This is a genomic window from Nautilia profundicola AmH (assembly GCF_000021725.1).
GTDB lineage: Bacteria > Campylobacterota > Campylobacteria > Campylobacterales > Nautiliaceae > Nautilia > Nautilia profundicola.
The window spans coordinates 315,968-338,721 of record NC_012115.1 but is presented as its reverse complement, the minus strand read 5'-3'; the positions used below and the strand labels follow the sequence as shown (position 1 = coordinate 338,721).

The 22,754-nt window shown below is 34.9% G+C and carries 20 protein-coding genes; 12 read left to right on the top strand and 8 right to left on the bottom strand.

Translation table 11 applies throughout. The annotated features are described in order from the left end of the window. Positions 1 to 11: 11 nt before the first annotated feature. From NAMH_RS01880 to NAMH_RS08940, 8 genes are all read left to right on the top strand, one after another. On the top strand, positions 12 to 3,083 hold the full coding sequence (locus NAMH_RS01880) for an efflux RND transporter permease subunit (RefSeq protein ID WP_015902583.1): 3,072 nt from the start codon (positions 12 to 14) through the stop codon (positions 3,081 to 3,083). Between the two features lie 60 nt (positions 3,084 to 3,143). Then, on the top strand, positions 3,144 to 3,497 hold the full coding sequence (locus NAMH_RS01875) for a rhodanese-like domain-containing protein (protein ID WP_015902093.1): 354 nt from the start codon (positions 3,144 to 3,146) through the stop codon (positions 3,495 to 3,497). A gap of 20 nt (positions 3,498 to 3,517) precedes the next feature. Beyond that, positions 3,518 to 4,255: a sulfite exporter TauE/SafE family protein gene (locus NAMH_RS01870; RefSeq protein ID WP_015902805.1), complete on the top strand. Its 738-nt coding sequence runs from the start codon at positions 3,518 to 3,520 to the stop codon at positions 4,253 to 4,255. Continuing rightward, a complete protein-coding gene (locus NAMH_RS01865) occupies positions 4,248 to 4,601 on the top strand; it encodes a rhodanese-like domain-containing protein (RefSeq protein ID WP_012663944.1) in 354 nt (117 codons plus the stop codon). The genes NAMH_RS01870 and NAMH_RS01865 overlap by 8 nt, the downstream gene beginning before the upstream one ends. Further along, positions 4,588 to 4,731 (top strand): hypothetical protein, encoded by a 144-nt coding sequence (locus NAMH_RS09155; RefSeq protein ID WP_015902380.1) that lies wholly within the window; start codon positions 4,588 to 4,590, stop codon positions 4,729 to 4,731. Before NAMH_RS01865 ends, NAMH_RS09155 begins: the two co-directional genes overlap by 14 nt. 2 nt (positions 4,732 to 4,733) lie before the next feature. After that, positions 4,734 to 4,880 (top strand): hypothetical protein, encoded by a 147-nt coding sequence (locus tag NAMH_RS09150; RefSeq protein ID WP_187146594.1) that lies wholly within the window; start codon positions 4,734 to 4,736, stop codon positions 4,878 to 4,880. Between the two features lie 81 nt (positions 4,881 to 4,961). Further along, positions 4,962 to 5,429, top strand: coding sequence for a cyclic pyranopterin monophosphate synthase MoaC (gene moaC / locus NAMH_RS01860; protein WP_012663781.1), 468 nt, complete (start codon positions 4,962 to 4,964; stop codon positions 5,427 to 5,429). A gap of 9 nt (positions 5,430 to 5,438) precedes the next feature. Next, positions 5,439 to 5,981: an NTP transferase domain-containing protein gene (locus tag NAMH_RS08940; protein WP_015901861.1), complete on the top strand. Its 543-nt coding sequence runs from the start codon at positions 5,439 to 5,441 to the stop codon at positions 5,979 to 5,981. Here the strand turns inward: NAMH_RS08940 and NAMH_RS01850 are convergent. Next, the gene (locus NAMH_RS01850) at positions 5,976 to 8,117 is read right to left on the bottom strand and encodes a WD40 repeat domain-containing protein (RefSeq protein ID WP_015902189.1); all 2,142 of its coding nucleotides are present in this window, start codon (positions 8,115 to 8,117) and stop codon (positions 5,976 to 5,978) included. The genes NAMH_RS08940 and NAMH_RS01850 overlap by 6 nt on opposite strands. A gap of 50 nt (positions 8,118 to 8,167) precedes the next feature. Here NAMH_RS01850 and polA point away from each other — a divergent pair, with 50 nt between their 5' ends. After that, complete coding sequence (polA, locus tag NAMH_RS01845; RefSeq protein WP_015902815.1) at positions 8,168 to 10,786, top strand: DNA polymerase I; 2,619 nt, start codon at positions 8,168 to 8,170, stop codon at positions 10,784 to 10,786. Here the strand turns inward: polA and NAMH_RS01840 are convergent, their stop codons facing one another. From NAMH_RS01840 to NAMH_RS01820, 5 genes are all read right to left on the bottom strand, one after another. Continuing rightward, entirely contained in the window at positions 10,787 to 12,001 is a 1,215-nt protein-coding gene (locus tag NAMH_RS01840) for a hypothetical protein (protein WP_015901817.1), read from the bottom strand. 261 nt (positions 12,002 to 12,262) lie between these two features. Beyond that, the gene (locus NAMH_RS01835) at positions 12,263 to 13,864 is read right to left on the bottom strand and encodes a DNA recombination protein RmuC (RefSeq protein ID WP_015902768.1); all 1,602 of its coding nucleotides are present in this window, start codon (positions 13,862 to 13,864) and stop codon (positions 12,263 to 12,265) included. A gap of 8 nt (positions 13,865 to 13,872) precedes the next feature. Next, on the bottom strand, positions 13,873 to 14,436 hold the full coding sequence (locus tag NAMH_RS08935; RefSeq protein ID WP_012663904.1) for a M48 family metallopeptidase: 564 nt from the start codon (positions 14,434 to 14,436) through the stop codon (positions 13,873 to 13,875). A gap of 1 nt (position 14,437) precedes the next feature. Next, positions 14,438 to 15,061 carry a 3-methyladenine DNA glycosylase gene (locus NAMH_RS01825; protein WP_015902625.1) on the bottom strand — a complete coding sequence of 208 codons (624 nt, stop codon included), beginning with the start codon at positions 15,059 to 15,061 and terminating at the stop codon, positions 14,438 to 14,440. Beyond that, positions 15,051 to 15,839, bottom strand: coding sequence for a TIGR00282 family metallophosphoesterase (locus NAMH_RS01820; protein WP_012663849.1), 789 nt, complete (start codon positions 15,837 to 15,839; stop codon positions 15,051 to 15,053). Before NAMH_RS01820 ends, NAMH_RS01825 begins: the two co-directional genes overlap by 11 nt. 25 nt (positions 15,840 to 15,864) lie before the next feature. Between NAMH_RS01820 and NAMH_RS01815 the strand changes: the two genes are divergently transcribed. From NAMH_RS01815 to speA, 3 genes are read left to right on the top strand one after another with little or no spacing between them, the layout of a single operon-like run. Beyond that, on the top strand, positions 15,865 to 16,683 hold the full coding sequence (locus tag NAMH_RS01815) for a hypothetical protein (RefSeq protein WP_015902749.1): 819 nt from the start codon (positions 15,865 to 15,867) through the stop codon (positions 16,681 to 16,683). Positions 16,684 to 16,710: 27 nt separating this feature from the next. Next, a complete protein-coding gene (hisS, locus tag NAMH_RS01810; protein ID WP_012663855.1) occupies positions 16,711 to 17,871 on the top strand; it encodes a histidine--tRNA ligase in 1,161 nt (386 codons plus the stop codon). Positions 17,872 to 17,896: 25 nt separating this feature from the next. Next, on the top strand, positions 17,897 to 19,723 hold the full coding sequence (speA, locus tag NAMH_RS01805; protein WP_012663601.1) for a biosynthetic arginine decarboxylase: 1,827 nt from the start codon (positions 17,897 to 17,899) through the stop codon (positions 19,721 to 19,723). On the opposite strand, the gene NAMH_RS01800 is transcribed toward speA, so the two are convergent. Both NAMH_RS01800 and NAMH_RS01795 read right to left on the bottom strand, forming a co-directional pair. Further along, positions 19,720 to 20,238 (bottom strand): chemotaxis protein CheW, encoded by a 519-nt coding sequence (locus NAMH_RS01800; protein WP_015902547.1) that lies wholly within the window; start codon positions 20,236 to 20,238, stop codon positions 19,720 to 19,722. The two genes, speA and NAMH_RS01800, sit on opposite strands and share 4 nt — an antisense overlap. A 9-nt stretch (positions 20,239 to 20,247) precedes the next feature. Continuing rightward, positions 20,248 to 22,752 carry a hybrid sensor histidine kinase/response regulator gene (locus NAMH_RS01795; RefSeq protein ID WP_015902328.1) on the bottom strand — a complete coding sequence of 835 codons (2,505 nt, stop codon included), beginning with the start codon at positions 22,750 to 22,752 and terminating at the stop codon, positions 20,248 to 20,250. Between the last annotated feature and the right edge of the window lie 2 nt (positions 22,753 to 22,754).

Below are 22,754 nucleotides of genomic sequence, written 5' to 3'. Positions count from 1 at the left end.
AAAGGATAAAAATGTTTGAGTTTTTTCATAAAAGGACGCATTTTCTGTTTGCGATCATACTCGGTATGTTCGTATTCGGAATTATCGGACTTATAAAAATGCCAAAAAACCTCTTTCCGGATTCAAACAGACCGGAAGTCGTAATCTTTACACAGGTTCCGGGTGCCCCTGCCAACGTTGTAGCCACCACGGTATCCAAACCAATCGAAGAAGAGATGGCGACACTTAGCAACGTATACGAGATCAAATCCACAAACGTTGCGAACTTCTCGATCGTGCATGTGATATTCAATTACAAAAAAACACTCCAGTCAGCCGCGGTTGACGTATCAAACGCGCTTAACAGAATCAAAGGAAAACTGCCTGAAGGTTCTACCCCGGCAATTTATATAGTAGGTGCGTTTACGGCTCCTGTGGATGTGTTTTCACTAAGTCCTAAAAACGATTCAATCACACTGCCTGAAATCAGAAAAATTGCCGACAGTTTTATAAAACCTAAACTTCTAAGCAACAAAGATATAGGAAACGTGGAAATCTTCGGGGGATACCAAAGTTCAATCATGATCAAAATAGACCCTCGTAAAATGGAAAAATACGGTCTCACACTTGATAACTTTATAAAAGTATTAAAAACATCAAACATCGACCTTCCTATCGGGTTTATTAAAAGCAAAGACTCGTTCTTGACACTTACGTTTTACGGAAATGAAAGCGATATCAAAAAACTCAAAAACCTTTTTGTAAAACCGAACCTAAAGCTCTCGGACATTGCCGAAGTAAAATGGAGCTATAAAACAAACAACAGCGCATATGTAGGAAACAACACCCCTTCAATCGCCGTATCAGTCCAGAGGGCTCCTGGAGGAAACCTTCTTGCCACAAGCGACGCGGCAAGGGATATGATGAAAAAAATTCAAAAAGAGTATCCAAATATCAAAGTAACCGTTTCGGATACACAAAGAAACATCGTAGAAACCGCAAACATCAATATGATAGAAGCACTAAGAGATGCGATTATATTCACACTTATGGTGCTTTTAATCTTCCTTGCGAACCTAAGGGCGCTTGCGGCTGCGGCAATTTCGATTCCGATGGTGTTTTTCGGTGTTCTTGCTTTTCTATACCTAACAGGCGGGGAGCTTAACGTAATTATTTACACGGCTATCATCTTAGCCCTCGGGATGCTAACGGACGACGCCGTCGTCGTACTTGAAAACATAGAGCGTCACCTCGAAGAAGGCGAAGAGTTAAAAGCCGCCATTTACAACGGTACAAAAGAAGTGCTTATGCCGGTATTTGCGGGTACGATATCGACAATTGCGATTATTTTCCCGTTAATGTTTGTAGGCGGATACCCTGAAAAGATCTTCCGTCCTTTGATTGAAACATTAATCGTGGCGCTCCTTATCAGCTGGTTTTTATCTGTTACGTTTATCCCGAAACTTTCGGAATACCTGTATAAAAACGGTACGAACAAAACCAAATTCGAAAAATTCTTTGAAGCGCTATATCAAAAAACAATTGCGAAACTTATTACCCCTTATGTGGGAATTCTTAAATTCTCAAACGGTAAATTTAAAGTATTCAGAAGATTCTTACTCATTGCCGGTGCGGTATTCGTACTTGCAATGACTATGAAAAACATCGTCCCTACTATCGGAAGAGACGTAATGCCTCCGATGGATACGGGGATTATGAAAGCAAAAATCGAATTTTCATCAAACCTTAACGCGGACGAAAGCGCTAAAAGACTTAAACCGTTCTTAACATGGCTAAATAAACAGCCTTGGCTTGAAAAAAGTTCAATTGCCATAGGAACCGAGCAGGGAGTTCTTTCTATCAGCGGTAACGGTGGCGGAAACAGTGTCGGAATGACAATCATCGCCGTTGACAGATTCCACAGAAAAAGAACAATCTGGCAACTTGAAAAAGAAGTAAGGGAAGAACTTGCCAAAATAGAAGGAATCAAAAACCTTGCGGTATTTGACTACGGTGCGACTGCACTTTCGACAATCAACGCTCCTTTGGCGATTGAGTTTAGAAGCGACAACTATGAAAGTCTGCCTCAAAAAGCAAAAGAAGCAGAAGATATTATCAAAGACATCAAAGGTCTTACGACTACGATGATCAGCTGGGATAAAGACTTCCTTGAAGCCGAAATCGTAATAGACAAAAACAAAGCCCTAAGTTACGGACTGACACCTGCCGCTATCGTTTCACAGATTGCGATAAAAGACCAGGTGGCGTCAATTTCAAGCTCGCTTGCATCTATGAACGTACAGTTTGTAAGGGTGAGATTCTTGGGAGATTATTCTAAAAACCTGCAAACGCTTAAAATGCTTCCTATCACAACCAAAACCGGAACGGTTCCTTTAAGCGAACTTGCGGATATCAAAACGCATTTCACTTACAGCAAAATCGAAAGAAACGACCTTGAGTATTCAATCGAAGCACAGGGTTACAGGGAAAAAAGAGCCATCAGTAAAATCACGGACGATGCGGACAAACTTCTGCACGAACACGGTATTACTAATTATTATCAATCAGGTGATATGAAAGAGCTTAACGACTCTTTCGGCAGATTAATCAAAGCCGTGGTAATCGGTGTAATTGTACTGATTCTTACACTTATGGTTGTTTACCAGTCACTCAGACTCTCACTCATTATGATTGTAGTACTTCCGCTTTCAATGATCGGCGGTATGTGGGGACTTCTGATTGCAAACAAACCTTCATGTATGCCGAGTATGGTGGGACTGCTGCTGCTTTTCGGTATCATCATCAAAAACGCGGTACTTTTAATAGACTTCTATAAAGAGTACGAACATCAGGGAATTCCTCCGTTTGAAAGTGCGATTGCGGCTATTAAGATCAGATTCAGACCTGTTATGATGACGGCGTTCGGTACGATTGCCGGAATGATTCCTATCGCTCTTGAACAGGCTATCGGACTTGAAAGACTCTCGCCTATTGCGGACGTGGCTATCGGCGGACTCTTTATCGGTACGTTCTTAACACTTGTATATGTACCGATGTTCGCATACTCTACAGACCCGAGAAGAAAAGAAGAAAAAGAAAATTAATTCTTTTCTTCACATTCCGTTAACTATTAAAAACTATAATTTCACAAAAAAGGAGAACATATGCTCAAATATGCAACACCTGCCGGACTTAAAGAAATAAGAACCAATATTGATGAATTCCTAAAACTTTACAAAGAGGATAAAGCCGTACTAATCGATATAAGAATGCCTTTTGAGAAAAAAGTATGGGGACTGAAATTTACTATCGAACTCTCACCTGAAGAGCTTGAAGCAAACCTTGATAAACTTCCTAAAGACAAACTGATCGTTACAGCATGCCCTGGAAACGGACGCTCTCCTTATGCAGCAATTTACCTTAAAGAAAAAGGATTTAATGCTAAATATCTTGAAGAAGGTTTAATCGAACTTATGAAAAAATTAAAAGGAGCGGAAGCTAAAAACTTCCTTTCTTAATCTTTTTTTGAAGGAAGACAATGTTTTATTTTGAAATCTTCATAATCGCCACCGTTTTAAGCGCATTTTTCGCACTCGGGGGAGTCGGAAGCGCAACCGCTATGGTTCCCGTAATGCACTGGATGGGGATCGATTTTAACTTCGCAAAGGCAATCGGCCTTTTCGTAAACACAACCACCACCCTTACAGCCACGTTTATGAACATAAAAAGAAAAGTACTCGATATCAAATTCGCCCTGCCCCTTGCAATATCACTCGCAGCATTCGCTCCATTTGGAGCAATGTACTCAAAGCACATTCCCGTTCATGAGGTAAAATGGCTTTTTGCCATATTTTTATTTTTCAGTGCAAGTATGATACTGTTTGGGAAAAAAGAGCAAAAATTCCACTACGACAAACAGTGGGTAATGGTTCTAATAGGTGCGATTGTGGGATTCATAAGCGGACTTCTCGGGATCGGTGGCGGTGCTCTTTTAATGCCAATAATGATTCTGCTCGGATTTGACGCCAAAAAACTGGCCGTAACGATGAGTTTCGTTATTCCGTTTTCTACGTTTGCGGCGTTTTTGACCTATATGAGTTTTGTAAAATTCGACTGGGTAATACTAACTGTAGCAGCAGCGGGAGCGATACTCGGTGGATATATAGGAAACTACTTTATGCATTTCAAACTAAACCAGCAGCAGATTAAAAAAATAATCGGAATTCTTTTGTATATAATTGCAATAAAAATGATTTGGAGTCTTGTAAATGCTTAAATACGCACTTCCGGAATACAACAAACAGATAAAAATATCAACGCAAGAAGCAAGAAAACTGCTTGAAAACAACAAGGCGGTAATTTTAGATATACGAATGCCGGACGAGGAAGACGTACTAAAACACGATTTCGTCTTAAGGCTTGATCCTTTAAAACTTGAAGAACACCATATTCATCTCCCGAAAGACAAAACCATCCTTGTCGTCTGCAACACCCAAAACCGTTCTCCTTTTGCGGCACTATATTTAAGGGAAAAAGGATACGATGCAAAATATATCGAAAAAGGCATAAAAGAGCTCGAAAAAGAGTTTCAAAAGGATGTAATTAAATATGAAAATTGCTAAATGGAGCATTGCAGCATTAATATCATACGGTGCAACTTTATGGATAAAAAACTTAGTTTTTAATTTTGTTGCAAGTATTTTGGTTTGGTATTTAACATTATATTATTTAAATAAATTTTTAGAAGGATAAAATTGAAAAAAGATATTTTAGCTCTCATAATCTCTCTTGTTATTACTATGATTATACTTAACATTTTAAAACTTCCTCCAATTGCAGGTTTTATTATTGGCTCAATACTTTGGAGTGTTTTGCATTTTAATCTAAAAAAAAGACTTTGAATTTTTGTAATTTACTAATTTGTAGATATTTTATTTATTTCCAATTCAAATAGGCTATAATACTTCAAAAAAAGGCTCAGTATGGATTTAACTCACATCAATGAAAAACACAACCCTAAAATGGTGGATGTCGGAGATAAGGAAATTACAAAAAGAGTAGCGACTGCAAGCGGTGTAATTCATATGCAAAAAGCCACAAAAGAGGCTATCTTAAAAGAAAAAACAAAAAAGGGAGCCGTACTTCAGACTGCAATTATTGCAGCGATTATGGGAAGTAAAAAAACAAGCGAACTTATCCCTATGTGCCACAATATCCTCATAGACGGAGTTGATATTGACATAGAAGAAATTGAAGACGGATTTAAAATCATAGCAACCGCCAAAACCACATCAAAAACCGGTATCGAAATGGAAGCACTTACGGCTGTGAGTGTAGGACTTCTTACGATATACGACATGGCAAAGGCAATTGACAGAGAAATGGTGATAAGCGACATCAGACTCGAATACAAATCCGGCGGAAAAAGCGGAACATTCAAAAGAAGTTAACAGTTAAAAATGAAAAGTGAAAAATTTAAATATAAATCATCAACTTTACACTCTTCACTTTACACTTTTCACTTTAACCTTCCCTGCTTCATACTCGTAGGCGGCAGATCAAGCCGCTTCGGAAGCGAAAAAGACGACAAAGCCCTGCTTTTTTACAGGCAGCAGTACGACAAATGCAGGCAAATTTTCAAAAACGTCTATTTTGTGGCAAAGTACAAAAAGTTTAAAAACTATCCGTTTTTCATCGAAAAATCAAAAATATACGCCCCGCTTCCGGCTCTTGAGGAGATTGTAAAAAAACACAAAAAGATCTTCATCCTAAGCGTCGACACACCAAACATTACACCACAATCGATTATTAAACTGCTTCATAAAAAAGCTGTAGCTTCCGATAATCCGTTAATAGGCTATTACGATTACACAATGCTTGCTAAAATCAGAAAAAACCTAAAAGGAAAAATGAGAATTTTCGATATAAACTCCAACAAAATAAAAATCAAAGAAAAAGAGGTGTTGAATATAAATACACTCAACGATTTAAAAAAACTATAAATCCTCCCAAATCCTCTCAGGGTGTTTATAAAGATGCCATTTAGAAAGATCCCCCTCTTCTATGTCACTTAAATCAATCTCAATGTTCAATTTTTTTGCTTTTTCTATTAAATCACTTATTTCCATATCAAATCCAAACAGTTTAATGTAATTTCTGACAGCTTTTTCAAAGTATTCAGCAACATTCTGCCCTTTTAACGCTTTAGCAAGTAAAGAAATAATTTGCTGAAGATACGCACTCTTTACAACCTGCCCTATTTTTATTCTTTTATCTTCTATTTTCATATAGTTTTTCAATTCGTTCAAAATTTCTTTCACATCCCCTTTTGCAGCAAAAATCTCTGATTTTTGAAGTTTATCTCTCCATTCTCTTTCAAGTTCCTGATAATCTTCAACATCTTCTAAAAACGGATGCTCTTTAACGAATTTTTCAATTAAATTTAGGTCATGTGTTGCCAAAACTCTATGAAACTCAAGTAAAATATTGGCTTTTTCTTTTAAATCTTCCACCTCTTCTTTAAACATAGGGAACTGTTCCAATATTTCTGCTATATTAATAACTTTTTTGTACTCTCCTTGTTTTAACAGTTCTCTTGCCCTGTTTATAAGGTTTTCCCCGTATTTTATAGCTTTTTCATACTCATCCGAATCACTTAAAAACGGAAATCTGTTTACCAAAGAAAAAAAATCTGAAAATTCTTTTTTTTGAAGTTTTTGAGACAAAAGATAATATAACTGCTTCTCATTAAACAGTGTCTGAATAAAAGGAGTTTTTTCCGTAACTCCCCTAAAAGGTTTCAATACCTCCCTTACTTCATCCTCTTTATCTTTTTGGAAGATCATTTCTTTTGCTTTATTAAAAACTTTTTTCCAGTCATCTTCCATTTTTTTATAATAAACCGTATTTTTTAAATAAGGATATTTTGTTGCCAAAGAATAAGCCAAAGGGTATTTCAAGTTCAAAACAGCTTTTTTAAATTTTTCAAACTCACTGAAATCATTAAACAGCGACTGTACAAGACTTCTTTTTGACGGTATTTTAAGAAATTGTGCCAAAATCTGTTTAGCAAGCTCGACTTCACCTTTTTCAAATTTTTTCTGAGCCAAAAGTAAAAGTTTATTCCATTTTTCTTCCAACGCATCATATGTTTTTGTCATTTTTAAAAATGGATTTTGACTTACGAGCTCATAAGCTTTTTCAAACTCATTATTTTCAATGAGCTCAGCAAGTTTCTTTTCATCTTCATATAAATTATAAAAATATATACTCCCATCCAACGTTCCTATAATTAAACAGTCATATTCAGGTACATATTCGATTACATTAGGCAGTTCAAGTATCTTAATAAACTCATCACTTATTAATTCATAATTTTCCATAGAATAAAGATATACTTTTTTATTGGTATCGGAAATAGCAAACATAAAACTTTCGTCACTGTTAAAAGCGACATCTAAAATCATGTCAACCATTGAAGGAAGTCTCTTTAAAATTTTACCTTTTGCGTAATTCCATACAACAAGCTCTCCTGTTTTATCGCCGCTTATAAGTCTTTGATTATTCATAAACCTGACAATGCTAACAGCTCCTTTATGAACTTTTTTTCTATAACTTATATCCATTGATGATATGTTGGTAATTGTGACGAATTTATCATAACTTCCCATAGCACCCCACAAACAGTTTTTCGAAAAAGCCACAGAAGTTACATAATCAGCATGAGGGGGAAGAGATGTAACCATTTTACCGGTAGCCATTGACCATATGTATGTTCTCCCGTCTTCTCCTCCCGTCATTAAATATTTCTCTTCACTGTCAAAACTTACACTTAACACATCCCCTTTATGCCATCCTAAAGTATAAATAAGTTTTTTTTCTTTTAAAGACCACACCGTAGTTTTATGCTTCCCTCTTATTCCAATAGCCAAATATTTACCGTTATTAGAAATATCAACACTGTTTTCTTTCGGATTATTTTTAGGAAGTTTGATTTTAAAACCGTCTAATAACTTATAATTATTTATATCGTAAATTCTAACGGTATTTGTTTCATCAACTACACATATATGTCCATCCCCAATATATCTTATTTTACTAACCGCCCTTTTTACATTCAATATTTTCTTTGGCTGCAAAAATTCTCCTTTTAAAAATATGTTAACATTTTATCAAAAAAGGTTTTTTTATGACTTTAACTATTATCGACACTTTTGGATTTTTATTCAGAAATTTCTACGCGCTGCCGCCTCTCAAAAGCAAAAAAGGATTCCCAACGGGAATGATTACAGGGTTTTTAAATTTTGTAGCGTCACTCGGGAGGGATTTTGAAACGGATTATATTGTTTTTACTTTAGATTCAAAAGAAAAAGACACATTCAGAAAAGAGATTTTCAAAGACTATAAAGCAAACCGCCCAGAAGCTCCGGAAGATTTGAAAACTCAACTTCCGGTAGCAATTGAACTAATTAATGAAATGGGCTTTAAAATGCTTGAAATCCCGGGATATGAAAGTGACGACATAATAGCAAGCCTTGCTAAGTTAGCGGCAAGTCAGGGTATTAAAGTAAAAATAGTTAGTCATGACAAAGATATGTACCAACTCATAGACGACGATAAAATAGTTATATTCGACCCAATTAAAAAAGTGGAAATCAACGAAGCCAAATGTATAGAAAAATTCGGCGTTCACCCTAAAGATTTTATAAATTTTCAGGCGCTTGTAGGAGATTCAAGCGATAATATTCCGGGTGTAAAAGGCGTAGGCGTCAAAACAGCCGCAAAACTGATAAACCAATATAAAACTCTTGAAAATTTATACGACCATATCGACGAAATAAAAGGCGCCCTTCAAAAAAAACTCCTTGCAGACAAAGAAAACGCATTTTTAAGCCGTGAGCTTGTAACCCTTAAAACAGATCTGTTTGATAACATCAACCTTGAAGAGTTTAAATATCCGGAAATCAACCCAATACTCAAAGTAGCCGACAAATTGATAGACTTGGATATAACATCGATACTTGAGAGAGTAAAAAAAGACGGTCTTTACGTCAAAACCAAAATGCCGGATAATCAGGTAAAATTTGATGCTGTACTTATAGAAAACGAAAAAGAGCTTTTTGAAATAATTGATAAAATTGAAGATAAAATAGTAGCATTCGATACCGAAACCGACAGCCTTGAAAATCCGAATATTGTTGGTTTCAGTTTTGCTTATGAAAAAAACAAAGCCTATTATGTACCTATCAATCATTTTTATTTGGGGGTAACGGATCAAATTCCTGAAAAAACGGCTCTAAAAGCAATACAAAAAATTCTTGATAAAAAGGTAATAGGACATAACCTGAAATTTGACTTCAAAATGCTTAAAAAATATGGCCTTGAAATTCCAACCCCTCATGCAGACACGATGATACTGGCATGGATACTCGACCCGGACAGCCCGGTCGGACTTGACAGTGTAGCCAAAAGATACCTTGACCATCAAAATATAAAATTCAAAGAAGTGATAGGAAAAAGAAAAAACTTCTCGGAAGTCGACATCCAGGAAGCCGCAAAATACGCGGCTGAAGACGCACTTATTTCTCTTAAACTGTATGAAATACTAAAAGAAAAACTCTGGGAAGAAGTAAAGTGGGATATAGAAAATATCGAAATGCCTTTTATAAATCTTTTAATCGATATAGAATCTCAAGGAATAAAGCTTGACATAGAATATATGCAAAAACTTCAAACCGAAACCACTGAAAAACTTGAAAACCTCACGCAGGAAATATATAGATACGCCGGCAGCGAATTCAATATCAAATCTACAAAACAGCTGGCTCATATTCTTTTTGAAGTGTTAAAACTGCCTGTAAAAAGAAAAACAAAAACAGGCTACTCAACAGACGAAAAAGTCCTGACATCCCTAAAAGGAACACATCCGATTATTGAAAAACTGCTTGAATACCGCAAACTTGACAAACTTTTAAGCACATACATCATTCCTCTGCAGGAGTACGCCAAAAAAGACCCGAATCACAAAATATACACTAACTTCCTTCAAACCGGAACGGCTACAGGCAGACTTTCAAGCAAAAACCCGAATCTTCAAAATATCCCGACTTCAACGGATATAAACATACGTGACGCATTTGTAGCTGAAAAAGAGTTCGTAAGTTTGGATTATTCTCAGATTGAACTCAGACTCTTGGCACACTTCTCAAAAGACGAACATTTGATAAACGCCTTTTTGGAAGACAAAGACATTCACCTCGAAACGGCGGTAAAAATTTTCGGGGAAAACAGGGCAAAAGAATACCGCCCGGTGGCAAAATCTATAAACTTCGGACTTATATACGGTATGGGACCTAAGAAACTCAGCGAAACCATAAACGTTTCCACAAAAGAAGCCAAAGAATTTATAGAAAAATATTTCGCTTCTTTCCCTACCGTCAAAACGTTTTTGGAAAACACCAAAATAGAAGCAAGGGAAAAAGGATACGTGGAAACACTTCTTAAAAGAAGAAGGTTTTTTGACTTCGCGGCGGCAAACGCAAGAACACTCGCAAATTTTGAAAGAGAAGCCGTAAATACGATATTCCAGGGAAGTGCGGCCGATATTATCAAAAAAGCGATGATAGAAATCAAACAGCGATTCCCAAAAGCTAAAATGCTTTTACAAATACACGATGAACTTATTTTCGAAATAGATTCACGTGACGAGGCATACGAATATAAAAAAATTATGCAAAACGTCTTCAAACTCGAAGTGCCTTTGAAAGTGGGAATCAGTTTCGGAAAAAGATGGGGAGAGTTGAAATAATCAAGGAAGAACCACCTCGTCTACTTCATACACATCCCCGTTTCTTCCTTTTAAACTAAAAGAATTAACTTTTCTCTTTACAACAAACAATACTTCAGGTTTTTTATTTAAAACCCTAAAATATACAATTTCACCTTTTGAGTAATACTCCACGCCTTTTTTTATTTTTTTATCAAACAGTTTTTTACTTTTTACAATAATTCTTGATTCGATATTTACTTTATAAACCGTATTATCGGTTTTATTTAAAGCATAAAAAAAGTTTTTGTCTTTGCTGAAATTTAAAAGTTCCGTTCCTTTTAACCTTTCATCTTTAAATCTAAGCCCATACAATATTTCAGGATCTTTACGATTAGAAATCCTTATATTATAAAAATGATCTTTCGCGGAAACATATACGCTTTTTCGTTTTTCATCCACAAGCATACTTACCGCATTTTTAACCGGAACAGAACCTACAACTTTTTCCTTATTAATCCACTTTTTATCTACAACATAAAACATTTCATTAGTTAACACATAAAAAAACTTATCATCCCCGCTTTTTACAAAAGCATTTATACCCCAATATGCTTTTATGCCCAAATTTCTTGAATAATATATTTTCTTATTTTTAAATACACTCAACACACCGTTATTACTCATACAATAAATCAAATTATTATCCGTTAAACATTTTCGTATCATAAAAGGATTTAACAATTCAGTATCATCCTCAGGATAAAAGAGATTTTTTATATTTATAAAATTTATTTTTGTATTGTTAACTAAAAACAAATAATTGTCTTTTAAATTTTGTAAACTTACGAAATGAATATTATTATAATAATTATGATAATAATCAGTTTCTATTTTCATTGAAGAAAAACTTTTATTATTTTTCATATCATATATATTTAATACCGCATTTACTAAAACACCTTTTTCACCAATTTCCGGAGACTTTTTAAAAAAATACAATACGTTATCATTATGGCCAAATGCCGCTAAAAACTCGGGAACATACTCTTTCAACTTCATAGGAATAAACAATACCTCTTTTGAAAAAAGAACATCACCCAATTTATAATTTTTATACTCAACTTTACGAGCATTTTCAGCTTTTGAAGTTTTTGTGTTCAAAAAAGTACTTTTTTGTGTTTGCGGCAGATTAAAAGCATACAAACCCAAACTTCCTATTACCAATCCAATTAACAGTTTGATTAATTTTTTCATTTGTAGGCCTTTTTTTTAATTATAACTCTTAATTAATATTAAGTCAATATTAATTAATGATTAAAGACTACATATAAAATTTAATTATATTTGAACAAATATTCATACATTTTGATAAAATAAAGAAAAAAAGGAGAGAAAATGTGTCAATTACCTGATTTAGCAACTGCAACTAACGTAGTAATGGTATGCGGATTTTGGCTGTTTACCGTAGCAATGGTAATCAACTTCCTAAAAGCCTTCGCTAAATAAGCGAAGCTTTTATTTTTCTATCACAGCAATATCGATTAAATCTTTTGATATTTCTTTTTTAGGTTTGATACCTGCTTTTTCCTTAAGAAGTTCCACCTGTCTAATAACGTTTCCTCTTCCGGTTGTAAGTTTGTTTTTGGCGTTGTCAAATGATTTTTGAGCTGATTCAAGCGACTTGCCTATTTTTTCAAAATCTTCTGTAAATCCCCTTACCTTGTCGTAAAGACTTTCGGCTGCTTTTACGACCTCATCGATGTTTTTAGCCTGTCTTTCAAATCTCCAGCTGCTTTCAATGGCTCTTAGAGAAACAAGAAGAGTCGTCGGAGATACGAGCACCACACGTTTTTTAAACGCATACTCAAAAAGGGAAGAATCATTCTCAAGTGCCAGCATAAGAGCGTTTTCAATCGGTACGAACATAAAAATAAAATCAAGAGAATTTACTCCTTTTAAGTCTTCGTATTTTTTATCCGCTAAATCGTCTATATGTTTTTTCAGTGCCTGAATATGTGCTTTAATATATGTTTTATCTTCCGTTTTAATATATTCCTGATAAGCGTTTAGGGAAGTTTTGGCGTCAATTATCACATCCCTTTGATTCGGAAGATGAACGACCACGTCCGGACGGTAGCGTTTGTTGTCTTCATCATTAAGACTCACTTCCCTTTCAAACTCCCTGCCTTCGGTAAGTCCGCTTAGCTCCAACACTCTTTCAAGTACAAGCTCGCCCCAGTTTCCCTGTGTTTTGCTTTCACCCTTAAGGGCTTTTGTAAGATTTTCGGCATCAGTTGATAGTTTGTGGCTGAGTTCTTTTAAGTTTTTAAGTTCGTTTTGAAGTGCGCTTATTTTTTCAGCTTCGTCTTTGCTTAAAAATTCTATTTTTTCTTTAAACTCTTTCATCTGGTTTTGCAAAGGGTTCAAAATCTGTGAAAGACTCTCTTTTGAAGTTTTTGTCATTTTTTCGTTTGTTTTTTCAAGTATTTCATTTGCTAAGTTTTCAAAAGACTCTTTCAGTTTTTCTTCGCTTTTTTTAAGAAGTTCAAGTTTTTCTTCAAAAGCCTTTTCACTCTCTTCAAGTTTCGTCTTAAGTTCCTGATTTTCTACGGAGAGTCTGCTGCTTTGTTCTCTGTATCTATCCAATTCTTCTTTTAATTCAATCAATTCTTCGTTTTTTTTATTTAACATTTTTTCATTTTCATAAAGCTTGGTTTTAAATTCCTGAAGTTCCACACTTATATCAGAATATAATTTTTTGATATTTGAAAGTTCATTATCCAATTTTTCGTTTAGTTCCTCTTTTTCCCTGAGGTTTGAGAGTGTCTGTTCATATTTGGTTTGCATTTCTTTTAAAAGCTCTTTATTTTGGATATATTCTTTCTCCATAGTATGATATTTTTCCTTAAATTCACTAAGGTTTCTAATTTGCTCTTCCGAAATTGCGTTTTGCGTTTTTTCATACTGCAGTGATGCGTTTAATTCATTAATAGCCTGCTCTTTTAAGGAAAGCTCTTCTAATAAAGCATCGTTTTTTTTCTTTAAAATTACCACAATTACAACAGCTACAATAATCAAAACACCTAAAACACCCAGTAATATATAAATATTCTCCATCCTCTCTCCTATAGTAATTTTTCAAATTTTCTCAAATCTTTACGCCGTTTTGTGACGTCCGGCAGATATTTTTCAACTTCTTTCCAAAATTCTTTAGAATGGTTTTTATGCTTAATGTGCGCAAGTTCATGTACTACGACGTATTCTATCAATTCTTCAGGCAGCTGTGCGAGATAATAATTAAAACTCACTCCATTTTTCGGACTGCAGCTTCCCCATCTTGTTTTATTAAACCTAAACGATATTTTAGAAGGATATAAATTCATTTTTTCCGAATATATTTTAACGTAATGTAATATAATAGGGGGAAGTTTGTGTCTGAAAATTTCTCTCACGTCCTGTCCGTTTTTATCATATTTTGTACCGAAGAGATAAAAAAACTCTTTTTGTGAAAGTTTATGAATAATATGTTCGGCGTGCTTTAAAATAAATTTCTCAATGTGAAATTTCGGTACAAACCGATTACACCTAACCTCCACAAAATCCTCTTTTATTTCCATATACAGGTTTTTAATCGGTTTTTTTACGATTTTATACCTTATTTCTATCCCGTTGAAAAAAAGTTTCTCCATTCTATTTCTTCATAAATTCCACAATTTTGCCGTGAAATCTTGCAAAACAGAGATTTAAACTGTTTTCATAGATACTATCAAGTTTATCCCAGTTTTCTTCCACTCCTCTTTCGCACCACTCTCTCATTTCATCATAACTCTCAAACTCATACCCGTGTTTTTTAAGAAGCCTTCTTGTGTACGCGTCCACAACCATTATTTCCCTGCCGCATGCATAACACAAAATCGAATCCGCCGTTTCAAACCCTATCCCTTTCTGAGCTAAAAGCCACTCCCTGTCCACATTTTCCTTAAAACTCTCAAAATCCCCGAAATCCCTCAAGATATTACGGCTTAAGGCGATAAGACGCTTTGATTTTTGATTGTAAAATCCGGCCGGTTTTATTATTTCCGCCAAAAACACAGGATCTAAACTCGCTATATCTTCCACTCTCCAATTTTCATTTTCCATTTTCCATTGATTAAGGGCTTTTTCCACATTCTCCCATCTGGTATTTTGAGTAAGCACAGCTCCTACTACAACCTCAAAAGTACCGAAATTAGGCCACCAGTATTTCGGTTTGTTTTCTAAGAGGTTTTTGTTTTTAAGTTCAATTAACAGTTCGTACGAATTGCTAAACTCCATATTTAACCTCTTGCGTAATTTTCACTTCCCCGTCATCCACGGCTTTAAGTTTTTTCGCTTCCACGGCCTTTTTACCGTCTATTATAATTAAAAGAGCCTGAAATATTTTTTTACACTTTTCTTTTACGTCAAAGTTGTGTTTAAGTCCTGTCAGCATATGGGCAATAGGAGCTTTTGCCTCCATTCCTATTACATTATCCATACATCCGCTAAGCCCTATATCGGTTAAATAGCACGTACCCTCATCTATTTCCAAATCATCCGTTCCTATATGGGTGTGCGTTCCCACAACCGCCCCGACCCTGCCTTTTAGCATTAAATACATCGCTCTCTTTTCCGCAGTGGCTTCGGCATGAAAATCCACAAAAATAAACTTGTCTTTTCCCTCCACGAAACTGTTGAGTTCTATAAAGGGGTTTTTTCCGTAAGGCATGGCAAATATTCCCATTGCGCTTATTACGATAATATTGTCGTCTTCATAATACCACTCACCGGGAGCCTCGAAATAATTTAGAGGCCTTAGTATTTTATTTTCTTCTAATAGTTTAAACGCGTCTTTTTTCTTATCAAAAGTATGATTTCCGCCTGTGAAAATATCGACTCCCGCGTTTTTAAGCTCATTATATACTTTTTCGGTTATTCCGAATCCGTGTGCGGCATTCTCATAATTCGCTATTACATAATCGATATTATATTTCCTTTTAAGCTCCGGCAATAAATTCTTAACCATTTTTCTGCCGGGTTTTCCGACTATATCGCCTATGAAAAGTATATTCATTAAAATCCTTTGGTAAAATACTAAAATGAAAAAGTTTATTATACTAATAATTATATTCAATTTTTTAACCGCGTCTGAGAAAATAATCTATAAACATACTAAAACAACCCAAAACGGTATAGACGAACTGCTTATAAGCATAAAAAAAGACTTTATATCAAAAATCAATTATCTTTTTCCGGAATATTTAAATATAAACCCGGAAAAATCCTTTGTTAACCTAAGTTCTAATTATACTACTCTTAGCCATAAAGTTACAACTTCATTAACATTACATTTAAGACTTCCATCATTTAAAATTGAAAAAATCAAAAGTCCTTATAACATCAAAAATAATGTTAAAAAAACAGAACCGTCAACACAGCTTACTTATAAATTCAGACCTTACATACGTTTAAAAGACAAAAAAATCAAAGTATTTTTCTCCAATGCTTTTATGATTAAAAAAAACAGTTATTTTAACTTTACCTTTTTACAAAAATTTGATTATTATTTAGACAGTTACTGGGAAGAAAGCACTCAGTTTTCAATAAATAAAAAACAAAAAACATCAACGCTAAGCATTACAACAAACAGATATCAAAAACACAACCTCTTTTACACACTCGGTTTTTATAATCATTTTTATTTTTATAAAAAACTTTACATAATCGGATATGAATTAAACGGAGAGAAAAATAAAACCCCCTTTATTTCGGCACATACCGTTTTTATCAGTTACAGACAGAATATATTTGACACTAAAAGATTATATTATGAAATTAAGCCGTATTTACTATATTCAAAAACATATAATTTTAAACTAAAAGGCGTGTTGGATTTAAGTATAAATTATAAATTTTAGATAAAATTTCATTAAAAAGGTTTTTTTATGATTAAAGCGTTAAGAGGTATGAAAGACATCGAAGATCCCCGCTTTTTAAAAATATTCGACACTGCACGAGAAATTGCGGAAAATTACGGATACTCATATATTGAAACCCCTGTTTTGGAAGAAACGGCTCTTTTTAAAAGAAGTGTTGGGGAAAGCAGCGACATTGTAAATAAAGAAATGTATCAGTTTACAGATAAAGGCGGAAACGACGTATGTCTTAGACCGGAAGGCACTGCCGGTGTTGTCAGAAGTTTTATAGAACACAAATACGATAAAGCCCAGACTCCAAAAAGATTCTGGTATTTCGGCCCTATGTTCAGATATGAAAGACCGCAAAAAGGAAGACTTAGAGAATTCCATCAGTTCGGAATTGAAAGTTTTGGGGAACCGAGCATTTATGAAGACATCAATATAATAGCTATGGCGGCGGATATTTTCGACGCACTCGGAATTGAATATACTTTAAAAATTAATTCACTCGGATGCGGCGAATGTATGCCTAAATACAGAGAAAAACTTGTTGAGTTTTTAAACTTACATAAAGAAGATCTATGCGAAGACTGTCAAAGAAGAATTACCCAAAACCCTATAAGAACGCTTGACTGTAAAGTTGATAGCTGCCAGGCAATACTCAAAGACGCACCGAAAATCACGGATAACCTTTGTGAAAACTGTCAAAAAGACTTTGAAACTCTTAAAAAAGGACTTGAAAACCTGGGAATTAAATATGAAGTAGACAAAAACCTGGTAAGAGGGCTTGATTATTATTCCAAAACGACTTTTGAATTCGTATCAACCGAAATAGGAGCGCAAAGCGCCATAGCCGGAGGTGGTAGATACGACAGACTCGTTGAATATTTAGGCGGAAAACCGACTCCCGGCGTAGGATTTGCGATAGGAATAGAAAGAATTATGGAGCTTGTAAAAACCGAAAAGACAAGAAAAGGAATTTATATAGGCGTAATGCTGGAAGATGCACTTGAATTTGCACAAAAAGAAGCCAAAAATTTAAGAAAAAACGAAAAAGTATATTTCGAACCGAAAGTAAAATCTCTAAAAGCTCACCTTAAAGCGGCTGATAAAGGCAACTATAAAAAGGCGATGATTGTCGGAGAAGAAGAGCTTAAAAACAAAACATTTTTCGAAAAAGAGTTATAAAAGCAATTTAAATAAAGGCTGAAAAATGAATTACGGAATCGATATTTGGAGTGCTAATAATTTTTTTATTGAAAACGGTAAACTTAAAATAAATTACGGCAATCAGCCCGCTTTAATCGACATAGTGGAAGAAATAGAAGAAAAAGGAATAAAAGGCCCTATACTTCTGCGTTTCCCCCATCTTATAAGAAAACAGATCAACTCCCTGTACACTTCATTCAATAAAGCGATTAAAGACTTTGACTACAAAGGTAAATTCCAGGCCGTATTTCCTTTAAAGGTAAATCAGTTTCCGACTTTTCTAAAACCTCTTATAAAAATAGCCAACAGATATAATTACGGACTTGAAGCCGGGAGTAAAGCCGAGCTGATTTTAGCAATGGCATACAATAATAAAACAGCTCCCATAACAATCAACGGATTTAAAGACAAAGACATGATCCGTCTTGCATTTATAGCCGGATTTATGGGATATAACGTAACTATCACCATTGAAGGGTTAAATGAACTAAAATCAATCATTGAAGTTAGCGGAGAATATCATAAAATGCCCGTAAATATCGGAATAAGAATCCGTCTTCACACTTCAGGTGTGGGAATATGGGCTAAAAGCGGGGGAATTGAGAGCAAGTTCGGGCTTAGTTCAACGGAAATCATTGAAGCTATAGAAATTCTAAAACAACACAATATGCTTGATAAACTCAAAATGATCCATTTTCATATAGGAAGTCAGATAAACGACATATCTCCCCTAAAAAAAGCCATTAGGGAGAGCGGTAACATTTATGCGGACCTCAGAAAACTCGGAGCCAAAAACCTCAGTGCAATTAATATCGGAGGTGGCCTTGCAATAGAATATTCGCAATGGGAAGAAAAAAGGGATAAAAACTACTCGATTGAAGAATTCAGCAACGACGTTGTTTATCTTCTTAAAGAAATCTCCAACAAAAAGCAGGTTCCTATGCCGGATATTTTTACGGAAAGCGGACGCTTTATTGCATCACCCTCTACTATACTGATAGCTCCCGTGATTGAACTTTTTTCACAGGAATACAGCGAAAAATCTCTAAGACTCAAAAACAAAAACCCTGATTTGGTGGAAGAGCTTTTTGATTTATACGATACAATCAACGAAAACAACTATATAGAATATTTCCACGACGCACTTGATCATTTCGAAAGTCTTTTGACTTTGTTTGACTTGGGATATATAGATTTAATAGACAGAAGTAATAGTGAGATATTGGTTCATCTAATTATAAGAAAAGCTTTACAATTCGCAACTGCCAGAGGATTTAAAAACAAAGAGCTTAAATCCATTAATGAAAAAATCCAGGAAAAATATCTTGCAAACTTCTCTATTTTCCAAAGTCTCCCAGACTTTTGGGGTCTTGGACAGAGATTCCCGGTAATGCCTTTAACCAAATTAAATATAACTCCAAACAGAAGTGCTACCATCTGGGATATTACATGCGACAGTGACGGTGAAATACCTTTCAGCAAAAAAAATCCGATATATTTACATGATGTTGATCTTTCAAAGGAAAAATATTATTTGGGCTTTTTCTTGGTCGGTGCATATCAGGAAATTCTTGGAATGAAACACAATCTTTTCAGTTTTACCAATGAAGCGATAGTAAGCTTTGATGAAGAAGGTAACCACCAGATAGAATTTTTAGAACCTACACAAAAAATAAGAGAAATTTTAATTGACCTTGATTATGATATTAATGAAGTTGAATGGATGTTAAAAGAAAATATTGAAAAAAATATCAAAAATGAAGAAGAGCAAAAAGAAATTTTAGGTGAATTACTGCTTCTCTTAAACGATATGGTATATCTAAAAGATTAACTTTCGTTATTAGGGACTATATCTTCCCTTTTTATTAAATTATCAACTTTTAAAATAGTAATAATTCTTCCGTCATCCATTCTTCCGACACCTTCAATGATATCGTCTTCATTTGAATAGGTATCAGGAGGAGGAAGAATGTTTTTTTTCTTAATTCTAAGAGCGGATGTTAATCTGTCAATAATAAACGCCACATCTTCGTTTTTTATTTTCATTACTATAAAACGAGTGTTTTCGTCAATTTCATTTGCCGAACATCCGAATTTTACCCTTAAATCAATTAAAGGCAAAACATTACCTCTTAAGTTAAATACACCAAGTACATAATCAGGCGTAAAAGGTACTCTTGTCCACTCTATAGGCTTGATAATTTCCTGAATAGAAAGAATTGGAACGGCAAATTCTTCTTCACCAACAATAAACCCTACAAGCTGGACAATTTCTTCAGATACGTTTTCTTCAGGCTGAGTCAATGACTGCTGCTGTTGTTTTACTATTTCATTTAAACTTCCCATGACTTACCCTTATAATCCTAAATTTCTTCTAACAACATTTTGCAAATATTCAGCCGTATAAGGCTTTGTAATATATTCGTTCATACCCACTTCAACGCCTCTTACCCTGTCCGCTTTTGTAGTTCTGCTTGTTACCGCGATTAAAGGAAGCTTTCTGTATTTATTGTATTTTCTGATTTCCTGTGCCAGAGTATAACCGTCCATTCTTGGCATTTCTATATCAATAAGCATCGCATCCACTTCATTGCTTTTTAACATTTGAAGTGCTTCCACACCGTCTTTTGCTTCTATTAAATTAACTCCCAAATCTTCCAAAGCGTTTCTCATAATTTTTCTGTCCATTGCACTGTCGTCTACAAGCATTACAGTATAATCTTCCGGTTTTTCTTTATTTTTTTTAGCTTCTTTTAACGACTCGGTTACTATTTTTCTATTGTGAGTCTCTTTAGCAAGTCTCATTAAACTTCCAACATCAATAATAAGCGTAACCCTACCGTCACCTCTTATTGTTGCACCCGCAATACCAGGAATTCCTTTTAAGAATTCACCGAGCGATTTAATAACGATTTCTTCCTGACCTATAAATCTGTCTACAATCAGACCGATTTTAGTAGCTCCAAGTCCTAAGATAACAACATATAGGTATTTTTCAGGTTCAAGAACCTTTTCGATTTCAAAAATATCCGCCATATTTACAAGCGGCAATACCTCTTCACGAAGTTTAAGAACGCTTTTTCCTTCGATGGTATATATATCTTCTTCAACGATTCTCACCGTCTCGATTACGTTTGAAAGAGGAACTGCAAAAAGATCTTCCTGACTCGCTACAAGAAGTGCCTGGATAATTGCAAGTGTTAAAGGAATTTTCAGTTTAAACGTACTACCTTTACCAGGTGCGGAATCCACTTCGATAATACCGTTTAATTTCTCGATATTAGTTTTAACAACGTCCATTCCCACACCACGACCTGAAACACTTGTAACTTTAGCGGCGGTTGAAAATCCGGGTTTAAATATAAGCATAAACGCTTCTTTATCACTCATATTAGCCGCTTCGCTTTCGGTAATGATACCTTTTTCGATGGCTTTTCTTTTAAGTACCTCAGGATCCATTCCTCTACCGTCGTCTTTAATTTCTATTACAATCATATTACCTTCGTTGTAAGCTCTAAGCCACACGGTTCCTTCTTCAGGTTTTCCGAGTTTGACCCTCTCTTCTGGCGGTTCTATACCGTGGTCTACGGAGTTTCTGATCATATGAACAAGTGGATCTCCGATTTCTTCGATAATAGATTTATCAAGTTCGGTATCTTCCCCTTCAATAATCAATCTGACTTTTTTACCAAGTTCGCGTGATAGGTCTCTTACCAAACGTGGGAATTTATTAAATACTTTACCAATAGGCAGCATTCTTGTTTTCATAACGGCAATTTGTAAATCAGTAGTTACTATTGAAATACTTGACACTACCTGATTTAACTCTTCTAAGAACTTTTCACCTTCGTATCTTTCTTCTACGTCGTTATAAATTTTAATAAGTCTGTTTTTGGCAAGTACAAGCTCCCCGATAAGGTTCATTAACTGATCTAATCTTTTTACATCTACCCTAATTGTCTGTTCGGCTACGGATGAAATAGCTTTTTTTACTTCTTTTTTCTTTTGTTCATTCGTCAGTTCTTGTTTTTTGGCTGGCGTTAATTCGTTTTTACTTTCTTCTTTTTTTGTTTCCTGAGATTGTGCATTGTCTTTCTTTTCATCTTTTTCTTCAGTTTGCTTGTTTTCTGTCTTATCAGCCGGTTTATTTCTTAATTCAACCAAATGTTCAAGAACAGCATCAGCTTCTTCAGGAGTTAAAGAATCCAAATCAATCTCATCAGCATTTTCAAGTGTTATTTCGTCAAGGTTGATATTACCTACTTTTTTAGGCTTTTTGTTTCTGAGTTCAACCAAATGCTCAAGTACGGCATCAAGTTCTTCAGGTGAAAGTGAATCTAAATCAATTTCATCAGCGTTTTCAAGTGTTATTTCGTCAAGGTTAATATTACCGACTATTTTCGGTTTTTTCTCTCCTTCATTTTTTTCACTCGTATTCTCGGTTTGAGCGGATTTAGAAGAAGCTTGAGAACCATTTACGATAGCATCGAGTCTAACTACAATTGGTTCTATGTCAATATCAGGTGCCGAATCATCGCCGTTGTCTCTGATATATTCTAAAATACCCTTCATTGCGTCAACGGATTCTAAAATAACATCCATTATTTCAGGTGTAATCGTAAGCTCACCTTTCCTTGCTTTATCAAGAACAGCTTCCATATGGTGAGTAAGTCTTGTCAATTTATCAAAATTTAAGAAACTCCCGCTCCCTTTAATTGTATGAGCAACCCTAAATATTTTATTTAGTAAATCCAAATCGTCGGGAGAATTTTCCAGCTCAACCAAATCCTGGTCCATCTCCTCTATCATTTCAAATGCTTCTACCAGGAAGTCTTCCAATAACTCTTGAATTTCATCCATAG